Source organism: Ensifer sp. ENS11, assembly GCF_014851895.1.
Classification (GTDB): domain Bacteria; phylum Pseudomonadota; class Alphaproteobacteria; order Rhizobiales; family Rhizobiaceae; genus Ensifer; species Ensifer canadensis.
Genome location: NZ_JACVAN010000007.1, coordinates 183,997 through 202,035, shown reverse-complemented (window position 1 = coordinate 202,035; position 18,039 = coordinate 183,997). Strand labels below are relative to the sequence as shown.

At 62.2% G+C, this 18,039-nt stretch carries 18 protein-coding genes; 10 read left to right on the top strand and 8 right to left on the bottom strand.

Annotation, left to right across the window (positions count from 1 at the left end; genetic code table 11):
- Genes xdhC through uraH form a run of 4 tightly spaced genes read right to left on the bottom strand, consistent with a single transcriptional unit; the run spans nucleotide 1 to nucleotide 5,093 of the window.
- The gene (gene xdhC, locus IB264_RS16165) at nucleotides 1–870 is read right to left on the bottom strand and encodes a xanthine dehydrogenase accessory protein XdhC (protein WP_025428595.1); all 870 of its coding nucleotides are present in this window, start codon (nucleotides 868–870) and stop codon (nucleotides 1–3) included.
- Nucleotides 870–3,221, bottom strand: a complete 2,352-nt coding sequence (gene xdhB, locus IB264_RS16160; RefSeq protein WP_057226690.1) for a xanthine dehydrogenase molybdopterin binding subunit — start codon at nucleotides 3,219–3,221, stop codon at nucleotides 870–872. Before xdhB ends, xdhC begins: the two co-directional genes overlap by 1 nt.
- Nucleotides 3,222–3,233: 12 nt before the next feature.
- Entirely contained in the window at nucleotides 3,234–4,715 is a 1,482-nt protein-coding gene (gene xdhA, locus IB264_RS16155; RefSeq protein ID WP_192433821.1) for a xanthine dehydrogenase small subunit, read from the bottom strand.
- A gap of 6 nt (nucleotides 4,716–4,721) precedes the next feature.
- Nucleotides 4,722–5,093: a hydroxyisourate hydrolase gene (gene uraH, locus IB264_RS16150; protein ID WP_192433819.1), complete on the bottom strand. Its 372-nt coding sequence runs from the start codon at nucleotides 5,091–5,093 to the stop codon at nucleotides 4,722–4,724.
- Between the two features lie 170 nt (nucleotides 5,094–5,263).
- On the opposite strand from uraH, the gene puuE reads away from it, so the two are divergent.
- Genes puuE through IB264_RS16135 form a run of 3 tightly spaced genes read left to right on the top strand, consistent with a single transcriptional unit; the run spans nucleotide 5,264 to nucleotide 8,226 of the window.
- Nucleotides 5,264–6,679, top strand: coding sequence for an allantoinase PuuE (gene puuE, locus IB264_RS16145; protein ID WP_192433817.1), 1,416 nt, complete (start codon nucleotides 5,264–5,266; stop codon nucleotides 6,677–6,679).
- 9 nt (nucleotides 6,680–6,688) lie between these two features.
- A complete protein-coding gene (gene alc, locus IB264_RS16140; protein ID WP_192433815.1) occupies nucleotides 6,689–7,711 on the top strand; it encodes an allantoicase in 1,023 nt (340 codons plus the stop codon).
- Between the two features lie 29 nt (nucleotides 7,712–7,740).
- A complete protein-coding gene (locus tag IB264_RS16135) occupies nucleotides 7,741–8,226 on the top strand; it encodes an ureidoglycolate lyase (RefSeq protein ID WP_025428589.1) in 486 nt (161 codons plus the stop codon).
- A 71-nt stretch (nucleotides 8,227–8,297) separates the two neighbouring features.
- On the opposite strand, the gene IB264_RS16130 is transcribed toward IB264_RS16135, so the two are convergent.
- Entirely contained in the window at nucleotides 8,298–9,146 is an 849-nt protein-coding gene (locus IB264_RS16130) for an AraC family transcriptional regulator (RefSeq protein WP_192433813.1), read from the bottom strand.
- 112 nt (nucleotides 9,147–9,258) lie between these two features.
- Here IB264_RS16130 and IB264_RS16125 point away from each other — a divergent pair, with 112 nt between their 5' ends.
- Both IB264_RS16125 and IB264_RS16120 read left to right on the top strand, forming a co-directional pair.
- Nucleotides 9,259–10,512: a cytochrome P450 gene (locus tag IB264_RS16125; protein ID WP_057226696.1), complete on the top strand. Its 1,254-nt coding sequence runs from the start codon at nucleotides 9,259–9,261 to the stop codon at nucleotides 10,510–10,512.
- 68 nt (nucleotides 10,513–10,580) lie between these two features.
- Nucleotides 10,581–10,901: a 2Fe-2S iron-sulfur cluster-binding protein gene (locus IB264_RS16120; protein WP_025428586.1), complete on the top strand. Its 321-nt coding sequence runs from the start codon at nucleotides 10,581–10,583 to the stop codon at nucleotides 10,899–10,901.
- Nucleotides 10,902–11,032: 131 nt separating this feature from the next.
- Here IB264_RS16120 and IB264_RS16115 read toward each other — a convergent pair whose 3' ends face one another.
- On the bottom strand, nucleotides 11,033–12,325 hold the full coding sequence (locus IB264_RS16115; RefSeq protein WP_025428585.1) for an NCS2 family permease: 1,293 nt from the start codon (nucleotides 12,323–12,325) through the stop codon (nucleotides 11,033–11,035).
- An 853-nt stretch (nucleotides 12,326–13,178) separates the two neighbouring features.
- Complete coding sequence (locus IB264_RS16110; RefSeq protein ID WP_192433811.1) at nucleotides 13,179–13,397, bottom strand: hypothetical protein; 219 nt, start codon at nucleotides 13,395–13,397, stop codon at nucleotides 13,179–13,181.
- A 408-nt stretch (nucleotides 13,398–13,805) separates the two neighbouring features.
- On the opposite strand from IB264_RS16110, the gene IB264_RS16105 reads away from it, so the two are divergent.
- From IB264_RS16105 to IB264_RS16085, 5 genes are all read left to right on the top strand, one after another.
- Entirely contained in the window at nucleotides 13,806–14,102 is a 297-nt protein-coding gene (locus IB264_RS16105; RefSeq protein WP_192433809.1) for a DUF6634 family protein, read from the top strand.
- 248 nt (nucleotides 14,103–14,350) lie between these two features.
- Nucleotides 14,351–14,737, top strand: coding sequence for a hypothetical protein (locus tag IB264_RS16100; protein ID WP_192433807.1), 387 nt, complete (start codon nucleotides 14,351–14,353; stop codon nucleotides 14,735–14,737).
- A gap of 168 nt (nucleotides 14,738–14,905) precedes the next feature.
- Nucleotides 14,906–15,205, top strand: a complete 300-nt coding sequence (locus IB264_RS16095) for a DUF6634 family protein (protein WP_192433805.1) — start codon at nucleotides 14,906–14,908, stop codon at nucleotides 15,203–15,205.
- A 166-nt stretch (nucleotides 15,206–15,371) separates the two neighbouring features.
- Nucleotides 15,372–16,910: an AAA family ATPase gene (locus IB264_RS35390; protein WP_192433803.1), complete on the top strand. Its 1,539-nt coding sequence runs from the start codon at nucleotides 15,372–15,374 to the stop codon at nucleotides 16,908–16,910.
- Nucleotides 16,911–17,027: 117 nt separating this feature from the next.
- Complete coding sequence (locus IB264_RS16085; protein ID WP_192433801.1) at nucleotides 17,028–17,228, top strand: hypothetical protein; 201 nt, start codon at nucleotides 17,028–17,030, stop codon at nucleotides 17,226–17,228.
- A 171-nt stretch (nucleotides 17,229–17,399) separates the two neighbouring features.
- Here IB264_RS16085 and IB264_RS16080 read toward each other — a convergent pair whose 3' ends face one another.
- A complete protein-coding gene (locus tag IB264_RS16080; RefSeq protein WP_192433799.1) occupies nucleotides 17,400–17,678 on the bottom strand; it encodes a helix-turn-helix transcriptional regulator in 279 nt (92 codons plus the stop codon).
- Nucleotides 17,679–18,039: the final 361 nt, after the last annotated feature.

Genomic DNA, 18,039 nt, shown 5'->3' with positions numbered 1-18,039 from the left:
TCAGGCGCCGACGCGCTTGCCTGGCTTGACCGAGGAGACAGCCGGCGCCTCCCAATGATGATTGAGCGCGGCGGTCATGATCTCGGCTGCGGCCAGGGCCGCTATCACCGCCGGCCTCTTGTCTTTCACGGCCGTGCCGCCGATCGGGCAGATAAGACGATCGAAAAGATCGGGCCGGCCGATTTCCCGCGACAGCCAGTTCTTGAAGGTCGAACGCTTGGTCTTCGAGCCGATCATGCCGACATAGGAAGCGTCGTCACGCCTGAGCGCCTCGGCTGCAATCAGGAAGTCGAGCGCGTGGTCATGGGTGAGGATCACGAAGGCGCTGCCGCGCGGCGCATCGCGGACCACCGCCTCGGGCATCGCGGTCAGGCAGGTCTCGATACCGTGGATATCGGCGGCCGAAAGCTCGTCCTCGCGGGTGTCGACGAGAATGGTGCGCACCGGCACAAGCGATAGCGCCATCGCCAGCGCATCACCGACATGCCCGGCGCCGAAGACGTAGACATGGGGGCGGCTGGCAATCTCCAGATCGCTGCGTTCAATCAACATGGCGGCTTTCTCCCGATCGATGCGCGTGAAGGCGAGCGCGACGCGCCCGCCGCAACACTGACCGATCTCGGGGCCAAGCGGGACCGTCATCGTGTCGGCGCCATCGCCGCGCTTCATCGCGCGACGACCGTGGTCGATCGCCATATATTCGAGCTGGCCGCCGCCGATGGTGCCGAAGAGGCCGTCCGGCGCCACCAGCATCCAGGCGTCGGTGTCGCGCGGCGTCGAGCCTGCGGCACCCGTCACCTCGACCAGAACGCAGTCCGGTTCGCGACGCAGGAAGTCCCTGATATCCTCTCGGCTCGCAACCATCGCCATCAACCCTGTGCTACAGCCCCTTGCCTTGCGGCGGCTCGCAGCCGCTCGATCGCCATCAGCACCCGCTCCGGCGTCGCCGGTGCGTCGATGCGCGGGGGAATACGATACTCCGCAACGCTCGCCGCTGCCATCGACAACGCCTCCAGAACCGAAATGCCCAACATGAACGGCGGTTCCCCGACGGCCTTTGACCGCCGGATCGTTTCCTCCCGGTTGACCGACCATTCCGCCAGGCGAACGTTGAACACGCGCGGTCGATCGGAGGCAAGCGGGATCTTGTAGGTCGACGGCGCATGCGTGCGCAGCCGACCCTTGGCGTCCCACCACAGTTCCTCTGTCGTGAGCCAGCCCATGCCCTGAACAAACGCGCCTTCGACCTGACCCAGGTCCAGTGCCGGGTTCAGCGATCGGCCGACATCGTGAAGGATGTCGGTGCGATCGACCTGATATTCGCCGGTCAGCGTATCGACGCTGACTTCGGAGCAGGACGCGCCATAGGCATAATAGAAGAACGGACGGCCGCGGCCTTCCGAGCGGTTCCAGTGGATTTTCGGCGTCTTGTAGAAACCGGCGGCGGACAGCTGGATACGGGCGCCATAGGCAAGCTTGATGAACTCGCCAAAGGGCAAGCGTTCCGCGCCGATCCGCACTGTGTTCGGCTCGAAGGCGACATCGGCCTCGGCAACATTCCAGCGTTCGGCGGCAAAGCGCACCAGCCGCGCCTTGATCTGCTGCGCCGCATTGGCGGCCGCCATGCCGTTGAGATCCGAACCGGAGGACGCTGCTGTCGCCGACGTATTCGGCACCTTGCCCGTCGTCGTCGCCGTTACCTTGACGCGATCGAGATCAACCTGGAACTCGTCGGCCACCACCTGGGCAACCTTGGTGTAAAGCCCCTGCCCCATCTCGGTACCACCATGGTTGAGGTGGATCGACCCGTCGGTATAGACGTGCACCAGGGCGCCTGCCTGATTGTACTCGGTCTTGGTGAAGGAGATGCCGAACTTGACCGGGGTGAGCGCGATGCCGCGCTTGATGATGTGGTTTTCGCGGTTGAAGGCGATCACGGCCTCTCGACGCGCAGCGTAATCGGCCGACGTTTCGAGCTCCTCGATGATGCGCCCGATGATGTTGTCTTCGACCGTCTGGTGATAGGGCGTGAGATTGCGGCCCTCGCCGCCATAGAAGTTGAGCTTGCGGATCTCGAGCGGATCCTTGCCGACAGCATAGGCGACATCCTCGATCATGCGCTCGCCGCCGACCATGCCCTGCGGGCCGCCGAAGCCACGAAACGCAGTGTTCGAGACGGTGTTGGTCTTCAACGGCTTCGAACGAAGACGGACGTTCGGATAGAAGTAGCAGTTGTCGGCATGAAAGAGCGCGCGATCGGTCACGGGTCCAGAGAGATCGGCGGAAAAGCCGCAGCGCGCCGCAAACACCGCATCGACCGCCTCGATCCGGCCCTCGTCATCGAAGCCGACCTTGTAGTCGACGTGGAAGTCGTGACGCTTGCCGGTTGCCGACATGTCGTCGTCGCGGTCAGGTCTGACCTTGACGGCGCAACGGTATTTCTTTGCGGCCAGGGCCGCCACGGCGGCGAAGATGTTGGCCTGCGTTTCCTTGCCGCCGAAGCCGCCACCCATGCGGCGCACATTGACAGTCACGGCGTTGGACGGCACGCCAAGCACGGTTGCCACCATGTGCTGGGTTTCGCTCGGATGCTGGGTCGACGAATAAACCAGGACCTCATCGTCCTCGCCGGGAATGGCAAAGGAAATCTGGCTTTCGAGATAGAAGTGGTCCTGACCGCCGATGCGCATCTCGCCTTCGACGATGTTCTTCGCCTTGGCAAAACCGGCTTCGATGTCGCCACGCTCCAGCTTCAGCGGATCGATGACCAGAGGATAGTTCGCGGCAGCAGCCTCAAGCACGTCGGTCACATGCGGCAGATCGCGGTATTCGACCTCGACCTTGACGGCTGCACGCCTCGCGGCTTCACGCGACGTGGCGATGACGGCGAACATCGGCTGGCCGTAGAACTCGACCTTGCCGGTTGCAAACACCGGATCGTCGTGCTTGTGGGCGGGGCTGATGTCGTTTTCACCCGGGATGTCGTCAGCTGTGAGGATACCGATGACGCCCTCGCTGGCGCTGACCGCGTCGAAATCGATCGACAGGATATCGGCATGGGCGCGCTGGGACAGACCGAGATAGCCGTGCAATGTGCCGGCCGGTTCCGGAATATCGTCGATATACTCGGCCGTTCCCGACACATGTTTGTGGCCGGACTCGTGCCGTTCGTTTTCGTGGACGCCACCGCGGATGCGGTCGATGGGCTGCATCACATTCATGGGTCTCACCTCCTAGACGGCTACGGCAATGTTGCGGTCGATCCGGATGTTTCCGGTCGCCTGCGTTTCAAGATAGAAGCGGCGCAACAGGTTCTTGGCCACCAGTTGGCGATATTCCGCCGAGGCGCGCCAGTCGGTAAGCGGCGTGAAGTCCTGATCGAAGGCGGAGATCGCCTGCTCGACCGTTGGCTCCTGCCAGGCCTTGCCCTTCAGCGCCGCCTCGACATGAACAGCCCGCTTCGGTGTTCCGGCCATGCCGCCAAAGGCGATCACCGCGTCAGCGACTTCACCGGCACCGTCGAATGTCAGGCGGAATGCGCCGCAGACGGCGGTGATGTCTTCATCCAGACGCTTGGTGATCTTGTAGACGGCAAAGCTGGTGTCAGCTTCGAGGAAAGGAATGTGAACCGCTTCGACGAATTCACCGGGCTCGCGATCCTGCTTGCCGTAGGCAATGAAGAAATCTTCGAGCGCCACGGTACGGCGGCGAGCGCCCTTGCGCAGCGTCACCGACGCGCCGAGCGCAATCAATGCCGGCGGCGTGTCGCCGATCGGCGATCCGTTGGCGATGTTGCCACCGACCGTACCCATGTTGCGGACCTGCTGTCCGCCGATCCGGTCCCAAAGCTCGCGCAATTGCGGGAAATGCTCGGTAATGACGGGATAGGCTTCGGCATAGCTGACACCAGCGCCAAGCGTCACACCCTTGTCGTCGACGGTGATGCGACGAAGTTCTTCCAGGTGCGTGAGATGCACGACCGGCGCGATATCGCGCATGAACTTGGTGACCCAGAGGCCGACGTCGGTCGAGCCGGCAACGATCGTCGCTTTCGGATTGGCTTCGAGCACATCGGCAAAATCATCGACGGAAGCCGGCAGCATGAACAGTTCCGCTCCCTCGCCGATCACCACGCGGCGACCATCCTGAAGAGCAGCCAGCTCGCCAGCGATCCGGTCGCGTTCGGCAAACAGCGGATCGGTGCCGAGATCGCCTATGGTCGAGATCACCTCGGCCGCGCGAATAATCGCGGCATAGCCGGTACAGCGACACAGGTTACCCTGCAGCGCCTTCTCGATTTCGGTGATCGAGGGTTTCGGGTTCTCCATCCAGAGCCCATAGAGCGACATCACGAAGCCGGGCGTGCAGAAGCCGCATTGCGACGCGTGCGTCTGGACCATCGCTTGCTGGACGGGATGGAGTGGACCACCCGGTGTTGCCAGCGAATCCACCGTCACCACGTGACAGCCGTCGAGCGAACCGACAAAGCGGATACAGGCATTGACGGATTCATACTTGAGTTGCCCGCCGAGCGGGCGGCCGACCAGCACTGTGCAGGCGCCGCAGTCTCCCTCGGCACAGCCTTCCTTTGTTCCGCGCAGATTGCGATCGATGCGCAGGAAATCGAGCAATGTCTGCACCGCAGAAACGTCGGAAAGCTCGACTAGGCGGTGGTTCAGGAGAAAACGGATTGTGTTACGAATCTGGATGGTCATTGCCGGTCAGCTCCCGCGATAGGTCGAATAGCCGTAGGGCGACAAGAGCAACGGCACATGATAGTGCGCCGCCTGATCGTCGATCCCGAAACGGATCGGGATGACATCGAGAAACGGGTTGGCGCCGCGCGCCGCTTCGGACCCGAGATAATCGCCGGCGTGGAAATGCAGCTCGTAGGTTCCCGCCTGCATCAGCGATCCGCTCAACAGCGGCTGATCGCAGCGTCCGTCGTCATTTGTCCTCATCGAGCGCAGATGCGTCTGGCGCTCGCCCTCGATGCGATAGAGCTCGATGCGCAGGTCCTTGGCCGGTTTGCCACTGGCCGTATCGAGTACATGGGTCGTCAGACGGCCGTCGTTTCCACCATGAGATTGCATGCGTCTTGCTCCTCCCGAAGTCATCTTTCCATTTCGCAGTATCCCGGTGAGCCAGTGCATTGAGAAGCGGGCGGATCATTCGAGACTTTCAAAATTTTTGGGGGGAATGACGGCGGAAAAATCCCGTTAGGAATCGAGGTGCAGAGACAAATGTCTGGAGGACTGCTTGCATGAGATACCCCCGCGATCTTCACGGCCATGGCCCGAACCCCACAACCGTCTGGCCCGACGAGGCGCGGATTGCCGTGCAATTCGTGATCAATTACGAGGAAGGCGGCGAGAACTGCGTGCTGCATGGCGACGCCGCATCAGAGGCTTTTCTCTCGGAAATCGTCGGTGCGCAGGCTTGGCCCGGACAGCGCCACTGGAATATGGAATCGATCTATGAATACGGCGCCCGCGCCGGCTTCTGGCGGCTTCATCGCATGTTCACGGAAAAGGGCGTGCCCGCGACAGTCTATGGCGTCGCAACAGCGCTGAAGCGTTCGCCGGCGCAGGTGGCCGCGATGCAAGACGCCGGCTGGGAGATCGCCTCGCACGGTCTGAAGTGGATCGAGCACAAGGATTTCAGCCCTGAGCGGGAGCGGACAGAGATCACAGAGGCGATCCGGCTGCACACGATCGTCACTGGCGAACCGCCGCGCGGCTGGTACACCGGTCGCTGTTCGGACAACACGCTCGATCTGGTGACCGAGACTGGCGGCTTCGACTACGTCTCGGACAGTTATGCCGACGATCTGCCCTACTGGCATGAACATGCGGGCCGCCACCAGTTGGTCATCCCCTACACGCTCGACACCAACGACATGCGCTTTGCAACCCCACAGGGCTTCAACAGCGGTGACCAGTTCTTCAGCTATCTCAAAGACAGCTTCGACGTGCTCTATGCGGAAGGTGCGGCCGGCGCACCAAAGATGCTCAGCATCGGCCTGCACTGCCGCCTTGTCGGCAGGCCGGGTCGCGCCGCAGCGCTTGCGCTTTTCATCGACTACGTGAAGGGCCACGAAAAGGTCTGGTTAGCTCGTCGCGTCGATATCGCACGGCATTGGGCAAAGGCCTATCCCTTCAAGGCCTGGGACGACCGTCCATCGCAGCTTTCCGAGGCTGATTTCGTCGCTTGCTTCGGTGGCGTTTTCGAACATTCCGATTGGATCGCCAGGCGCGCCTTTGCCAGCGAGCTATCGGCCGCCAACGACACGGCGATCGGGCTTGCTGCAGCGCTCACTGCAGTCTTCCGCGAGGCGAGGCCGGAAGAGCGTCTTGCCGTGCTCAACGCCCACCCGGATCTCGCCGGCAAGCTGGCGCAGGCAAAGCGGCTGACCGAAAGCTCGACCAGCGAGCAGGCTTCCGCCGGCCTTGACGCCCTGACCGATGCTGAACGCACGCGTTTCACCGAACTCAACAGCGCCTATGTCGAAAAATTTGGCTTTCCCTTCATCATCGCGGTCAGAGGCCGCAGCAAGGAGGACATCCTGGCGGCCTTCGAAACCCGGATCGAGAACGATCGCGACAGCGAGCTCGAGACGGCCTGCCGGCAGGTGGAAAGGATTGCGCTTCTCCGCCTCAAAGACATGCTGCCGAGCTGAGTGCAGGCGATGACGATCGACAGCGTCGGCCTGCCTGACTTCGCGCGCAAGGCGATCAATCTCGCCTCCGCCGGCCTCGGGGCAAGGCCGGTGTTTGCCACCGACGAGTTCTTCGCCCCGCTCGAACGGCTGTTGCAGGATTGTCCCGCTGTCTTTCATCCCGGCGTCTACGATGAACACGGCAAATGGATGGATGGCTGGGAAACGCGGCGTCGACGCGGTCCCGGCCACGACCATGCGATCGTCGCGCTTGCCGCCACCGGCCGGATCGCCGGCTTCGACGTCGATACGACGCATTTTACCGGCAACTACCCCTCCGCCTGCGCAGTCGACGCCTGTCTGGCGCCTGATGGGCCGGATGAAGCAACCGCTTGGACCGAGCTCTTGGGCATGAGCCCGCTTGGTCCAAGCGCCCATCACTACTTCGCAGCCCTTGCAGAGGGGACCTGGAGCCATATCAGGCTGCGGATCTATCCCGACGGTGGCGTTGCCCGGTTGCGGGTCTATGGCACGCCCGCCCTCGACCGGGATCGGATCGGCGACGACGTGGTCGATCTCGCATCCTCGCTGCTCGGCGGCCGGATCGTCGTCTTCTCCAACGGCCACTACGGTCATCAACGACTGTTGGCCCCCGGGCGGGGGATCAACATGGGCGATGGATGGGAGACGCGACGGCGGCGCGAACCCGGCAACGACTGGATCATCGTCAGGCTGGCCGCACGCACGTCGATCGAACGCATCATCGTCGATACCGCCCATTTCAAGGGCAACTATCCCGACGCCTGTTCGGTGCAGGCGGCCGACCTCGGCGAGACGGACTGTACGGTCGACGCGGCGCTAACAGCATCTTCGCTCTATTGGCGGGACGTCCTCTCGCGCCAGAAACTGAGCGCCGACAGTATTCATGAGTACGGCCCGGACCTGATCGAAGAGGTCGGTTGCGCCACCCATGTTCGTCTCAACATCTACCCCGATGGCGGCGTCAGCCGGCTGCGTGTCTTCGGGCGCATTGCAAGGGCCGGCACCCCGTAAACGACCAACATAGGACGGAGGAGCGTCACATGAAGGAGATCGAGATAAAGCCGCTGACACGCGAGGCATTCGCGCCATTCGGCGACGTGATCGAGACTGAAAACGCCCACAGCTTTCCCATCAACGGTGGAAAATGCACCCGCTACCATGATCTCGCCAAGATCGAAACCACGGGCGATAAGGCCCGGCCGATGATCAGCCTCGTGCGCGGCGAGCCCTATCCGCTGCCGTTGAAGCTAACCATGGTCGAACGGCATCCGCTCGGCAGTCAGGCCTTCATTCCCCTGACCGACAATCCGTTCCTGGTTGTCGTTTCGGAGGAGACGGCTGAAGGTCCGAGCGAACCGATCGCGTTCCGGACCGCGCCCGGCCAAGGCGTCAATATCGCCCGCAATGTCTGGCACGGCATCCTGACGCCGTTGGAAGACGTCTCGGACTTTGCCGTGGTCGACCGCGGCGGCGAAGGCGTCAATCTCGAGGAGCATTTCTTCGAGCAACCATTCCTGCTGCGTTAACGGCGGGTTTGACACCAGAGGACGGACCCGCTCTACCGGAGTGGGTCCCGTCATCCTTTCGTTCACGAGCCCTAGTACCCGCCGTCGCGCCTGAATCTCGTCGGGGTGTAGCCGGTCAAACGGCGAAAATCGCGGGAGAAATGATAGGGATCGGGATAGCCGCAGTGCGCCGCGACTGCCGAAACCTTCGCCTCCGGCTCGACCAGCAGACGTTTTGCCTGGTTGATGCGCTCATGGCGCAGCCAGTCCATCGGCGTCGTACCGATGGTGTCCTTGAATCTCCGAAACAGTTGCGATGGGCTGAGATGCGCGAGGACCGCAAGCTCATCGATCGTCCAGGCTTTGGCAAGGTCTTTTCGGACTGCGGCAAGCACACTGGTTATGCGATCGCGTGAGGCAGAATCGTCGGGTGCGGCAGCACCCACCAATCGCGGCGCACTCAGGTTGGCGATCAGGCCGGCAATCGCCGCACTGACCAGCGCATCCGTTGCCGACGAGCGATCGTCGAGATAGCCGATGACGGCCTGGAACGCGACGCGGGCCGCCTCGCGATCCGACGGCTCGAACAACGGCGACTGCTGCACATTGAGGAAGGCATAGACCTCGTCCAACCCATGTCCCTCGACACCCATCCAGAGATATCGCCATTCACGGGCGTCGGGCGCGCAGCGGTGTTCATAGGCCTGCGACGTGTCGAGCCAGACCGACAGGCCCTCCTCGGCGACGAACCGCTGCCCGCGCACCTCGATCAGCCCCCGCCCCGAGGTGGTGTGAACGAGCACGTGCTGATGGAAGCGCTTGCGTATCGGCGGCTCCTCCGGCAACGCCACCCGCGCGCCGGCAACCAGCGCCTTGTAGGGGAACGCGCCTGCAAAACGTGCCGGTGTGTGAAAATAGATCTCTTCGCGCTCAGCCAACATGCGCGACACACTGCATGGCGATGCGAGTTTTGTCCATTATCTCGCGAGATTGTTACATTTCCCAGTACTGCCTGATGACGCTATCATGCAGTTTTTGCAGGGAGTGCGGCAAATGGCAGAGACCTTATCGACGGAGAGCCAGGTGGAGGTCGCGTTTACTCCCTTGTCCCCCGATTTCGCGCGCGATCCCTATCCGACCTACAAGGCGCTGCGCGACAAGGACGGTCTGCATTATTTCGAGGACTTCGACATCTGGCTGGCCTCGCGCTTCGAGGATGTCTCGGCAATCGTCATGGACAAGCGTATGGTTCGCTCGCTCGAGGACATCGCGACATCAGAGGAAATCGCCAGGATCCAGCGCGCCGCCAACTGGCACGACATGCCGCATCACTCCCGCTTTGTGCAGTTTAGCCTGCTCGACAGCGATGGCGCCGTACACGACCGGCTGCGCAGACAGGTCTTCAAACTGTTCACGCCGGCGATGATTGCCAAGCTACGCGATCAGATCCAGGCCTATGTCGACAGGCTGATCGACAGCCTCGCCGATCGCGGCCAGATCGATTTCGTCGATGATCTCGCCGCCCACGTGCCCGGTCACATCATCGGCCGACTGCTCGGCGTTCCGGACGAAGACTGTCCCCAGTTGCGCATCTGGTCGGAGAACATCGTCCAGTTTTTCGACGTCGACCGGTCGGATGAACGCAAGCGCATCGCCGAGACCAACACCACCGAATTCTACGAATACCTGACGGCTCTGAAACACGAGCGCGAGCGAAACCCCAAGGACGATCTCATCTCGGTCCTGATCGAGGCGGAACGTGCCGGCGCGATGAATTCAGACGAGTTCATCTCGACCTGCATGCTGATCCTGATGGCCGGCCATGGATCGACCATCGACGTGCTTGGAAGCGGCATGCATGCGCTGCTGCGGTTTCCCGAACAGATGGCGCGGCTGCGAAAGGACCCTGCATTGATCCAGACGGCCGTGCAGGAGATGTTCCGCTACGAGTCACCGCTGCCGTTCTTCCATCGCCACTGCATCGAGGACGTGGAAATCGGCGGGCGGACTTTCGCGCGCGGCACGAAGTTCGGAGTGCTTTATGGCGCTGCCAACCGCGATCCCAAGCAGTTCGAAAACGCCGATGCGTTCGACATCGGTCGCACCCCCAACAGGCATCTGGCCTTTGGCGGTGGCGTGCATTTCTGTCTCGGCAACCATCTCGCCCGGCTCGACATGGACATCATCTTCAGCACCTTGCTGCGGCGCTTCCCGACGATCGAGCTTGTCGACGAAGAGCCCGAATACAAGCGAGGCCTTTCGGTGCGCGGCCCCAAGCGGCTGCAGATCGCCATCAAGCCGGCCTGAACGCCAACAGATGCGCCCTCCAGCGCGAAGCAATTCGCACGATTTCAGATTTGAGTGGAGACCATGCAATGCCCAGAATTGTCTTTGTGGATGCCGAGGGGAAATCGACCGAGGTTGAGGCCGAAATCGGCCAGTCGGTGATGTCGGCAGCCGTGCAGAACGGCATAGATGCCATCGCCGCCGAATGCGGCGGTTCCTGCGCTTGCGGCACTTGCCACTGCTATATCGACGGGACATGGGCCGGCCGGCTGCCATCGCCCGACTATCAGGAGCAGGATATGCTGGATTGCGTCGTCAATCCGGACGAAAGAAGCCGGCTCAGCTGTCAGATCACTGTTTCCGACGCGCTTGACGGCCTCGTGGTGCATCTGCCGGCCGGGCAATACTGATAGAGGAGCGCTCGCGCCACCAACCACCGCCAAACGCAAAAAGACCGGAGCCGCAGGAAACGCCTGCAGTCCGGCCAGCTTCGCGGGGGAAGTTATGTGAGGCCGGGGCGTTGTCTGCCCCGGCCTTTTTCCTATTCGGCGAAGAAGGCGAAGCGCACGATGAAGAGCGCTGCGACCAGCTGCGTTGCCGGATGGATGACGCTCCACTTGCCGGTGAACACTTTGAGCACGACATAGCTCACGAAGCCGAAGGCAAGGCCGTTGGCGATCGAGTAGGTGAAGGGCATGGCCAGTGCCGTGAGTGCGGCAGGCGCCGCTTCCGTCAGGTCGTCCCAGTCAACTTCCGTCAGTTCGCGCATCATCAGGCCGGCAACATAGAGCAGAGCCGGTGCCGTCGCATAGGACGGAACGGCCGCTGCCAGCGGCGAGAAGAACAGGGCGGCAAGGAAGAGCACGCTGACGGTCAGCGCCGTCAGGCCCGTGCGGCCGCCTGCCTGGACGCCGGAGGCGCTTTCGACATAGGCGGTGGTGCTGCTGGTGCCAATCAGCGAGCCGGCAACGATGGCGGTGCTGTCGGCCAGAAGCGCCCGGCCGAGGCGGCTTGGCTTTCCTTCTTCCACCAGCTTGGCGCGCTTGGCCACACCGATCAGCGTACCCGTGGCATCGAAGACTTCGACGAGCACGAAGACGAGGATCACGTGGAGCAAGCCGCCATGGAGCGCGCCCATGATATCGAGCTGCATGAAGGTGGGCGCGATGCTCGGCGGCGCGGAAACAATGCCCTTGAACTCACTCACCCCCAGTAGCATCGACAGAATGGTGACGACGAGGATGCCGATCAGGATCGAGCCGCGGACCTTGAGCGAATCGAGCACTGCAATGACGAAGAAGCCAAGGATCGCCAGCAGCGGTCCGGTCTGCTTCAGGTCGCCGAGACCGACCAGCGTCGCCGGATTGTCGACGACGATGCCGGCATTCTTCAGCGCGATGATGCCGAGGAAAAGACCGATACCGGTCGCAATCGCGCTTCTGAGCGAATGCGGGATACCGGCGATCAACCAGCTTCTGACCCCTGTTACCGTCAGGATCAGGAAGATCATGCCCGAGATGAACACGGCACCCAGCGCCTGCTGCCAGGTAAAGCCGAGGGCTGCGACGACGGTAAACGCAAAGAAGGCGTTGAGGCCCATGCCTGGCGCCATGCCGATCGGCCAGTTGGCGACGAGCGCCATGACGGCCGAGCCGAGCGCCGCGGCAATACAGGTCGCGACGAAGACGGCATCCCTATCCATGCCCGTGGACGACAGAATGTCGGGGTTGACGAAGATGATGTAGGACATCGTCAGGAATGTCGTGACGCCGGCGATCACCTCAGTGCGCACGGACGTCCCATGCTCGTTTAACTTGAATAGTCGTTCAAACATATTTCCTCCCTTGGCGGCGTCGCCACGACGCAGCCGAACGACAGAGATCGGGCCACAGTCTCCTCCAGTACCCGACCAGTGCATTTCGATCATCCCCGAATTATCCGGTGCGATCGCATCACGGACCATTTCCGGTCCGTGCCGGGCGGGCGATCGTCCGCCCCCTTGAGACGACGCGAATGCCCTTGTGCACAGCCTTCGGATTGTGCGTCGTCCGGCGGCCGACCGCTAGCCGTCTATTCCAGGGTTCGACAAGGAAAGACTTTCAAATTTTTCGGAGCAGTTGCGGCCGATTGGCAGGCCGATTCCTGGCACTTTCGCCACCGGGTTCGGCGGCCGAAGTGATGGGCCAAAACTAAGTTGACGCAGCTAAGTGATTGAAATCATGCGATGCGCCAAAAAATCCTGACGCCCTTCTCCAAGTACAGATGAACCAACCAGGTAATCCGCCTCTTGCCAAGGCATTTTTGACGCGTTTCGCTACTGTGAGCGCAGAGCTGCCGACGGCCGAGGAATGCTTCGAGGGAGGGGTCCTTCCGCGATCACTAAGCCGAAGACATCCGCGAATACGGGGCGAAACGGGCGGCCGGCGGGCACCCGCGACTGCCGCCGCTGCCCGACGACACGCGCCTCCACGACGCCGTCCGGCTGGTCGAAGGGGGTGCCGAGCGGATGGCTGTGGGGAATGCTGAGCGGCTGGTCGTGGGGACTGAGGCAGAACAGCGGCTCGCTGCCGGAATACTTTTTTGTCGGCTGTCCCGGGCGGTCGGCGCCCGCTCCCGAGGGAGGTCCACCCGCTGGTCGCCAACGGCCTGCCAGCACTCCTGTCGGCCGGGCGCGTCGACGCGCTGGGCTACATCAGGCCGACGACGAGACTGACCCGCGACGTGACGATGTCGAGGCAGGCGCTCAGAAGAGTGCCATGGCGTTCGCCAACGACCTCTTCACGGGTCTCGAACACCTGGGATGCCCCGTGCTGCTCGCGCCGGCGCACCCACTGTTCGTGCGGCGCGAAGGACGCAACGCAGCAACGTATGTTGACAATGGTGCACATAGTGAGCATGTTGCTCATGTCATGATTATTTTGATCGTGATTCGATCGTTTCGCCATGGAGCACGCCGGTATGATTGGATTTGACGCATCCGCATCGAGTTGTTCCAAAGCTCCGGGCTCCCACCCCGCGGGCATCGCCGCTCACCCCGGAAATGCTCTCTGCAGGCGTCGGCCGGACATGTCGCCTTCCAGGCGGTGGCCCGAAGCACCCCGCCCGGGCGGGTCGATCTGCAGCGACGCAGGGAGCCTGCCGCCAGGCGGGGAAAATCTTTGCGACCGTGGCGCGTCCGTGCGGCGGAATTGGACCGGCCAGCCCGGCAAGCTCCGCGCGGCCCGTCCTCCGTCGGACTTGATTGCGCGTTCCGGCGCGTCCGCCCACTCCGACGACACACAGCATCCAGAATCCAACTGACCAGGACAGACCTCATGCATTACACATTCGCCGGCGCGGACACGCTCTTCCGCCTCACAGACGACATCCGACGGGCCGTTTCCGAAGGATTCGATCCCGGCATGCTGGCCGATGCGCCATTCCTCGACGAGTACGCTCTCGTCCCCCAGCCCGCAGCGGCGCTGACCGGCATCGTCACCGGACACCCGCGCATCGCCGACGGGCATCGCTGCTTCTCGACCCAGGTGTTCCATATCGACACCGCACAGGGCTTGGCCCGCACGTTGAACCGCTGGTACCGCCTGGGCCGGCCCCACGGGGAAAGGAACTGACATGCGCAACCGACTGCATAACTCTGGGCTCCGCGCGTCTTCGCGGTCCCCCATCGCGTTTCCGGCACATTGGGGAATGCGAAGGACATTCCGCCGTCCGCCAACCCTGCTGCTCGGAGGGTGGATCCGGAGGGGAACGGCCATCCTCGTCGCGCCACCGCACCACAAATGCCGCGCCGCCGCCGACCATCCGCACTCGCGACTCGAGATTTCAACCGCCATCCAACACGCTGACGAGGGTGCGCACGATGCTTAGAATCGGTGAGAACCGGGCGAATTCCTCATGGGCGTCGATCGCACGCCATGCCAATGCCGTCGAGCATCTGGCGGCGGACCTGCGCGGCGTGATCGGCAGCAGATCCCTCCCCCAGCTTGACGCCAGCCACACGCCGGTCGTCGAACAGTGGTTCATCGAGAAGTTCATCGTGCCTACGCTCGTGGGATTCATCACTTATCCCGGCGATAGCGGCGGGCATCACGCGCAGCGCAGTTCGATGAGCTTCACCTCCCCCCTCCACCTCTTCTCACTTGAGCAAGGAATCGCACGCTCATCTCAGCGCTGGTACCGGATCGGTCATCCTTCGCCACTGGCCGAGGACTCGCTGCGTCGATGGAGCGTGGACGGGGAGATCTGACAATGCGGAAGAAGTCTTCGCTGGGAAGGCTCGGCGCCGGGCAGTTTCGAAAGATCTGGCAGTTGCCTGCGCTGTTCCTAGCCCAATCAACAACGACCATCACCATCCCGACTGATCGCCAATCCTTCGCAGCTCCCTGCCACAAATCGCCCGAAGAGGTTTATTCCGATGAAGTTCACCTACTTGAGCGCGGAAGATGCGCAGATACTTTCCGCCGATTTACGCTCGATTGAGGCTGGATTGACCAGGATTCTGTCCTTCGCCACCGCTCCCGTCCTCGAAACCCATCAAATGTACTCACTTAGAACGGCTTGTCTCTCTGGCTACGTCTTTGGCCACCCGGCCCTGGGCGACGGTCGAGAAATCACCACCAGTCAGATGATGTTCACGGACACAGAGGTCGGCATCGCGCGTACGCTCAACCGTTGGTACCGTCTCGGGCATCCGGCCGGAATTAGAAGCGCATGAAGCGGGACAATCGAAAGTCCTCTGTTGCGATAGGTTCCGCCACCGGCGACGCGTCTCCGGAGGCGAGCGCCATCCTCGCGATCGGACTTCCCGCCACAACGACAGATCCATGCGGCGCCGCGGCTGCCTCGCCGCAGTACTCGACCAAGGTTCAGGGGGGTGTCCTGTGACAGAAAAGCCGCCATCGTCAGACCGTCACTTTCAACGCCGGCAGAAGGCGGCAGTTGCTGGGTTGCATTTGCCGACCGCCGAGGAACTCCTCCGAGGGATGGCGTTCTTCCGCGAAGACTTGGCTGAAGACATACGCGAATATTCCAGCCGACTGTCCGGGCGCGTTAAGAAGCGCAAACGGACTGGACTCGAACTCCTCGCCATCAGCCTGGATGAGTTAGCCGTGGAGCCGAGTGAGGACAGCGTGCTTGCCGTGGAGGCTGCTCTCGATCTCATCGAAGATACACAAGGCTTACCAGTCGATGAGTGTCGCCTGCGGTGCAGATTCTATCGGGCCGTTTTTGGCGACGGCCAAGCGACGGCCCTGATCGCCGGTGAAATTGCCCATCTCGCTTCTGGGGATCTATCTCCTGCGGGGAGCCGCGACCTGCTTTGGCGTTCGCTTGGTTGGGCGGCACAATCCCGTGTACTCGACTGGCGCCGACGAGCAGGCCTCTCTGTTCAGAGGTCTGCGAAGTGGTTCGAGGCGGAAGTCCGGAACTACGAATTGCACTTTAGAAATGTGATCACGTCATCAACGGCCGACAAGCCGGAGCCCCAGGATTCATCGCCCGAAGATCTTGCGATAGCAACCTGGGAAGAAGAGTCACGGGAACACCAAACGCAACCTACCGACGGAGTGGTAGTAATCAGTGGCATCGGAAATGAAGCGACGGCCGATGGGAAGCGGGTGGCGAATGAATTCGCGAAGTTCAAGCAGCGTTCTTTGCCGCTGCCCGGCATGCCTGAACTGACCGGGATCCGTTCGCGACTGATCGCGGAATTTCCCCATGCGCTGCCGGTCGTCGACGATCTGCTCACGGGCCTCAGCGGCCGACCAAAGGTCCACCTAGGGCCGGCCATCCTTCTCGGAGCACCCGGAAGTGGCAAGACGCGGTTCGCAAGGCGATTGACAGAGGAACTCGGCGCGCCCTACGAGCTCATCTCTTGTGGAGGCTTGAACGACAGCGCCATTGGTGGAACCGCCCGGAGGTGGTCGTCGGGCGAACCTAGCCTTGCGATTATGGTCGTGCGTCGTCACGAATGCGCGGGCCCAGTGGTCATTCTCGACGAGATCGAGAAGATCGGCACCAGCCGCCACAATGGCAACGTGCACGACGTGTTGATCGGACTGTTCGAACCTGAGACCTCGCGCCGCTGGCATGATCCCTACATTCAGGCCCATTGCGATCTGTCGCATGTGTCCTGGCTGATGACGGCAAACTCGCTGGAGCCTATTCCGGCGGCTTTGCGGGACAGGTGCCGAATCCTCCGTTTTCCCGATCCGGGAGCTGACCAGTTGCCCCTCTTCGCCTCGCGAATCCTGGAGCGCCTGTACATCGAGGCGGGTCACGATCCGCGCTGGGCGACTCCGCTTGAAGGATTCGAGCTGGACGCCTTGGCGAGCGTCTGGATGGGTGGTTCGCTCCGGAGGCTGGAACATCTCGTCGAGGGATTGCGGGATGCGCGCGAGCGCGCAAGGCGACTACAATGAACTTCCCGAAGACCGGAGGCGCTGACACAGGGCCATCTCTAATTGGAGCCCACGCCTTGGCGGAAATACCTGCGCAGGATCGCCACTTGGTGGCGACTGTTTGAAATGGAGTCTGGCATGCCACGCCGTGGTAAGGACGAGACGACCAAGGCCGACGACGTTGGGCCGCTCGGAGAAACGCCGGACGACAACGATACGTTTGGCGAGGCGCTGTCAAGGGCGGGCTTCAAACCGGCCAAGGTCGGGCGCAAGTTCGTGTCCCAGGGAAAACGCAGGGAGACGCTGAAGAAGCGCCCTTCCGGGAACCCGGACAAGTAGAGCTCCTGAGCGCGGACGACTACGATTAGCCTGCCAAGGCTTTGAAGTACCTACGGGCTGCCCAGTCTCAATTTGAAAATTTGACCAGCAGGTGCGAACCGAAAGTCTGATTTGAGTCGGCAATTCCCAGCCGCTTCCAACCGGAACGGGGACCGGGCGCCGGACCACCCCCTAGTCCGCTGTTGTCTCCGTGTCAGCAGCGCCGCCCGGCCTGGCGAGAGCGACGCCCGGGCCGTGCTGAGGCGTCGCGTCCGTGAACGCCGCCCCTTTCTGCTCCAGGGCGCGGCGCACCTTCTCGACCGCGTCGACGAGGACGTTGTTCTCGCCATTCTCGATTCTCACGACGATCTGCCGGCTGACTCCGGAGAGTTCGGCCAGTTCCGCCTGGCTGAGTCCGACGAGCGCGCGGGCGGCCCGAAGGACTCGCATGATTTCCGACATCGAATCCATGCGGTGAACAGGCGGCACTTCTACAAAATTGTCAACAATTATAGGACTCCGCTCTCCAAAGCTTCCGCAAGGCGAGCCACTTAGTGGATCGATGGCCCGATGCCGGAACGGCGAGCGACCAAAGCCTCCCGGCGTCCGTGACCGGCACTCAAATATCACGCTTTGTGGGGCGCCCCGATTGAAACTGTCCGGACGGTCGAATGCAATTCAAGTCGAGAAATCTGCGTGCTTTGGCGGGATGCGTGATAGGCGCGATGTGCCGGGCTTTCCCCACCGTTCCAGCAAGTTCGAAGAACTATCCCACAATCCGACTGGACCATTTCAGTTTTCTCTGCACTGGGCAGACAGCCGCATGGGCCGG

Bases quoted from the DNA above. Each gene is read 5' to 3' on its own strand.
- IB264_RS16110 (WP_192433811.1), bottom strand. From the start codon at position 13,397: ATGAGCAACATGCTCACTATGTGCACCATTGTCAACATACGTTGCTGC.
- IB264_RS16095 (WP_192433805.1), top strand. From the start codon at position 14,906: ATGAAGTTCACCTACTTGAGCGCGGAAGATGCGCAGATACTTTCCGCC.
- IB264_RS16120 (WP_025428586.1), top strand. From the start codon at position 10,581: ATGCCCAGAATTGTCTTTGTGGATGCCGAGGGGAAATCGACCGAGGTT.
- IB264_RS16125 (WP_057226696.1), top strand. From the start codon at position 9,259: ATGGCAGAGACCTTATCGACGGAGAGCCAGGTGGAGGTCGCGTTTACT.
- IB264_RS16130 (WP_192433813.1), bottom strand. From the start codon at position 9,146: ATGTTGGCTGAGCGCGAAGAGATCTATTTTCACACACCGGCACGTTTT.
- IB264_RS16080 (WP_192433799.1), bottom strand. From the start codon at position 17,678: ATGGATTCGATGTCGGAAATCATGCGAGTCCTTCGGGCCGCCCGCGCG.
- xdhC (WP_025428595.1), bottom strand. From the start codon at position 870: ATGGCGATGGTTGCGAGCCGAGAGGATATCAGGGACTTCCTGCGTCGC.
- xdhB (WP_057226690.1), bottom strand. From the start codon at position 3,221: ATGAATGTGATGCAGCCCATCGACCGCATCCGCGGTGGCGTCCACGAA.
- IB264_RS16115 (WP_025428585.1), bottom strand. From the start codon at position 12,325: ATGTTTGAACGACTATTCAAGTTAAACGAGCATGGGACGTCCGTGCGC.
- IB264_RS16105 (WP_192433809.1), top strand. From the start codon at position 13,806: ATGCATTACACATTCGCCGGCGCGGACACGCTCTTCCGCCTCACAGAC.
- uraH (WP_192433819.1), bottom strand. From the start codon at position 5,093: ATGCAATCTCATGGTGGAAACGACGGCCGTCTGACGACCCATGTACTC.
- puuE (WP_192433817.1), top strand. From the start codon at position 5,264: ATGAGATACCCCCGCGATCTTCACGGCCATGGCCCGAACCCCACAACC.
- alc (WP_192433815.1), top strand. From the start codon at position 6,689: ATGACGATCGACAGCGTCGGCCTGCCTGACTTCGCGCGCAAGGCGATC.
- IB264_RS16085 (WP_192433801.1), top strand. From the start codon at position 17,028: ATGCCACGCCGTGGTAAGGACGAGACGACCAAGGCCGACGACGTTGGG.
- IB264_RS16135 (WP_025428589.1), top strand. From the start codon at position 7,741: ATGAAGGAGATCGAGATAAAGCCGCTGACACGCGAGGCATTCGCGCCA.
- xdhA (WP_192433821.1), bottom strand. From the start codon at position 4,715: ATGACCATCCAGATTCGTAACACAATCCGTTTTCTCCTGAACCACCGC.
- IB264_RS16100 (WP_192433807.1), top strand. From the start codon at position 14,351: ATGCTTAGAATCGGTGAGAACCGGGCGAATTCCTCATGGGCGTCGATC.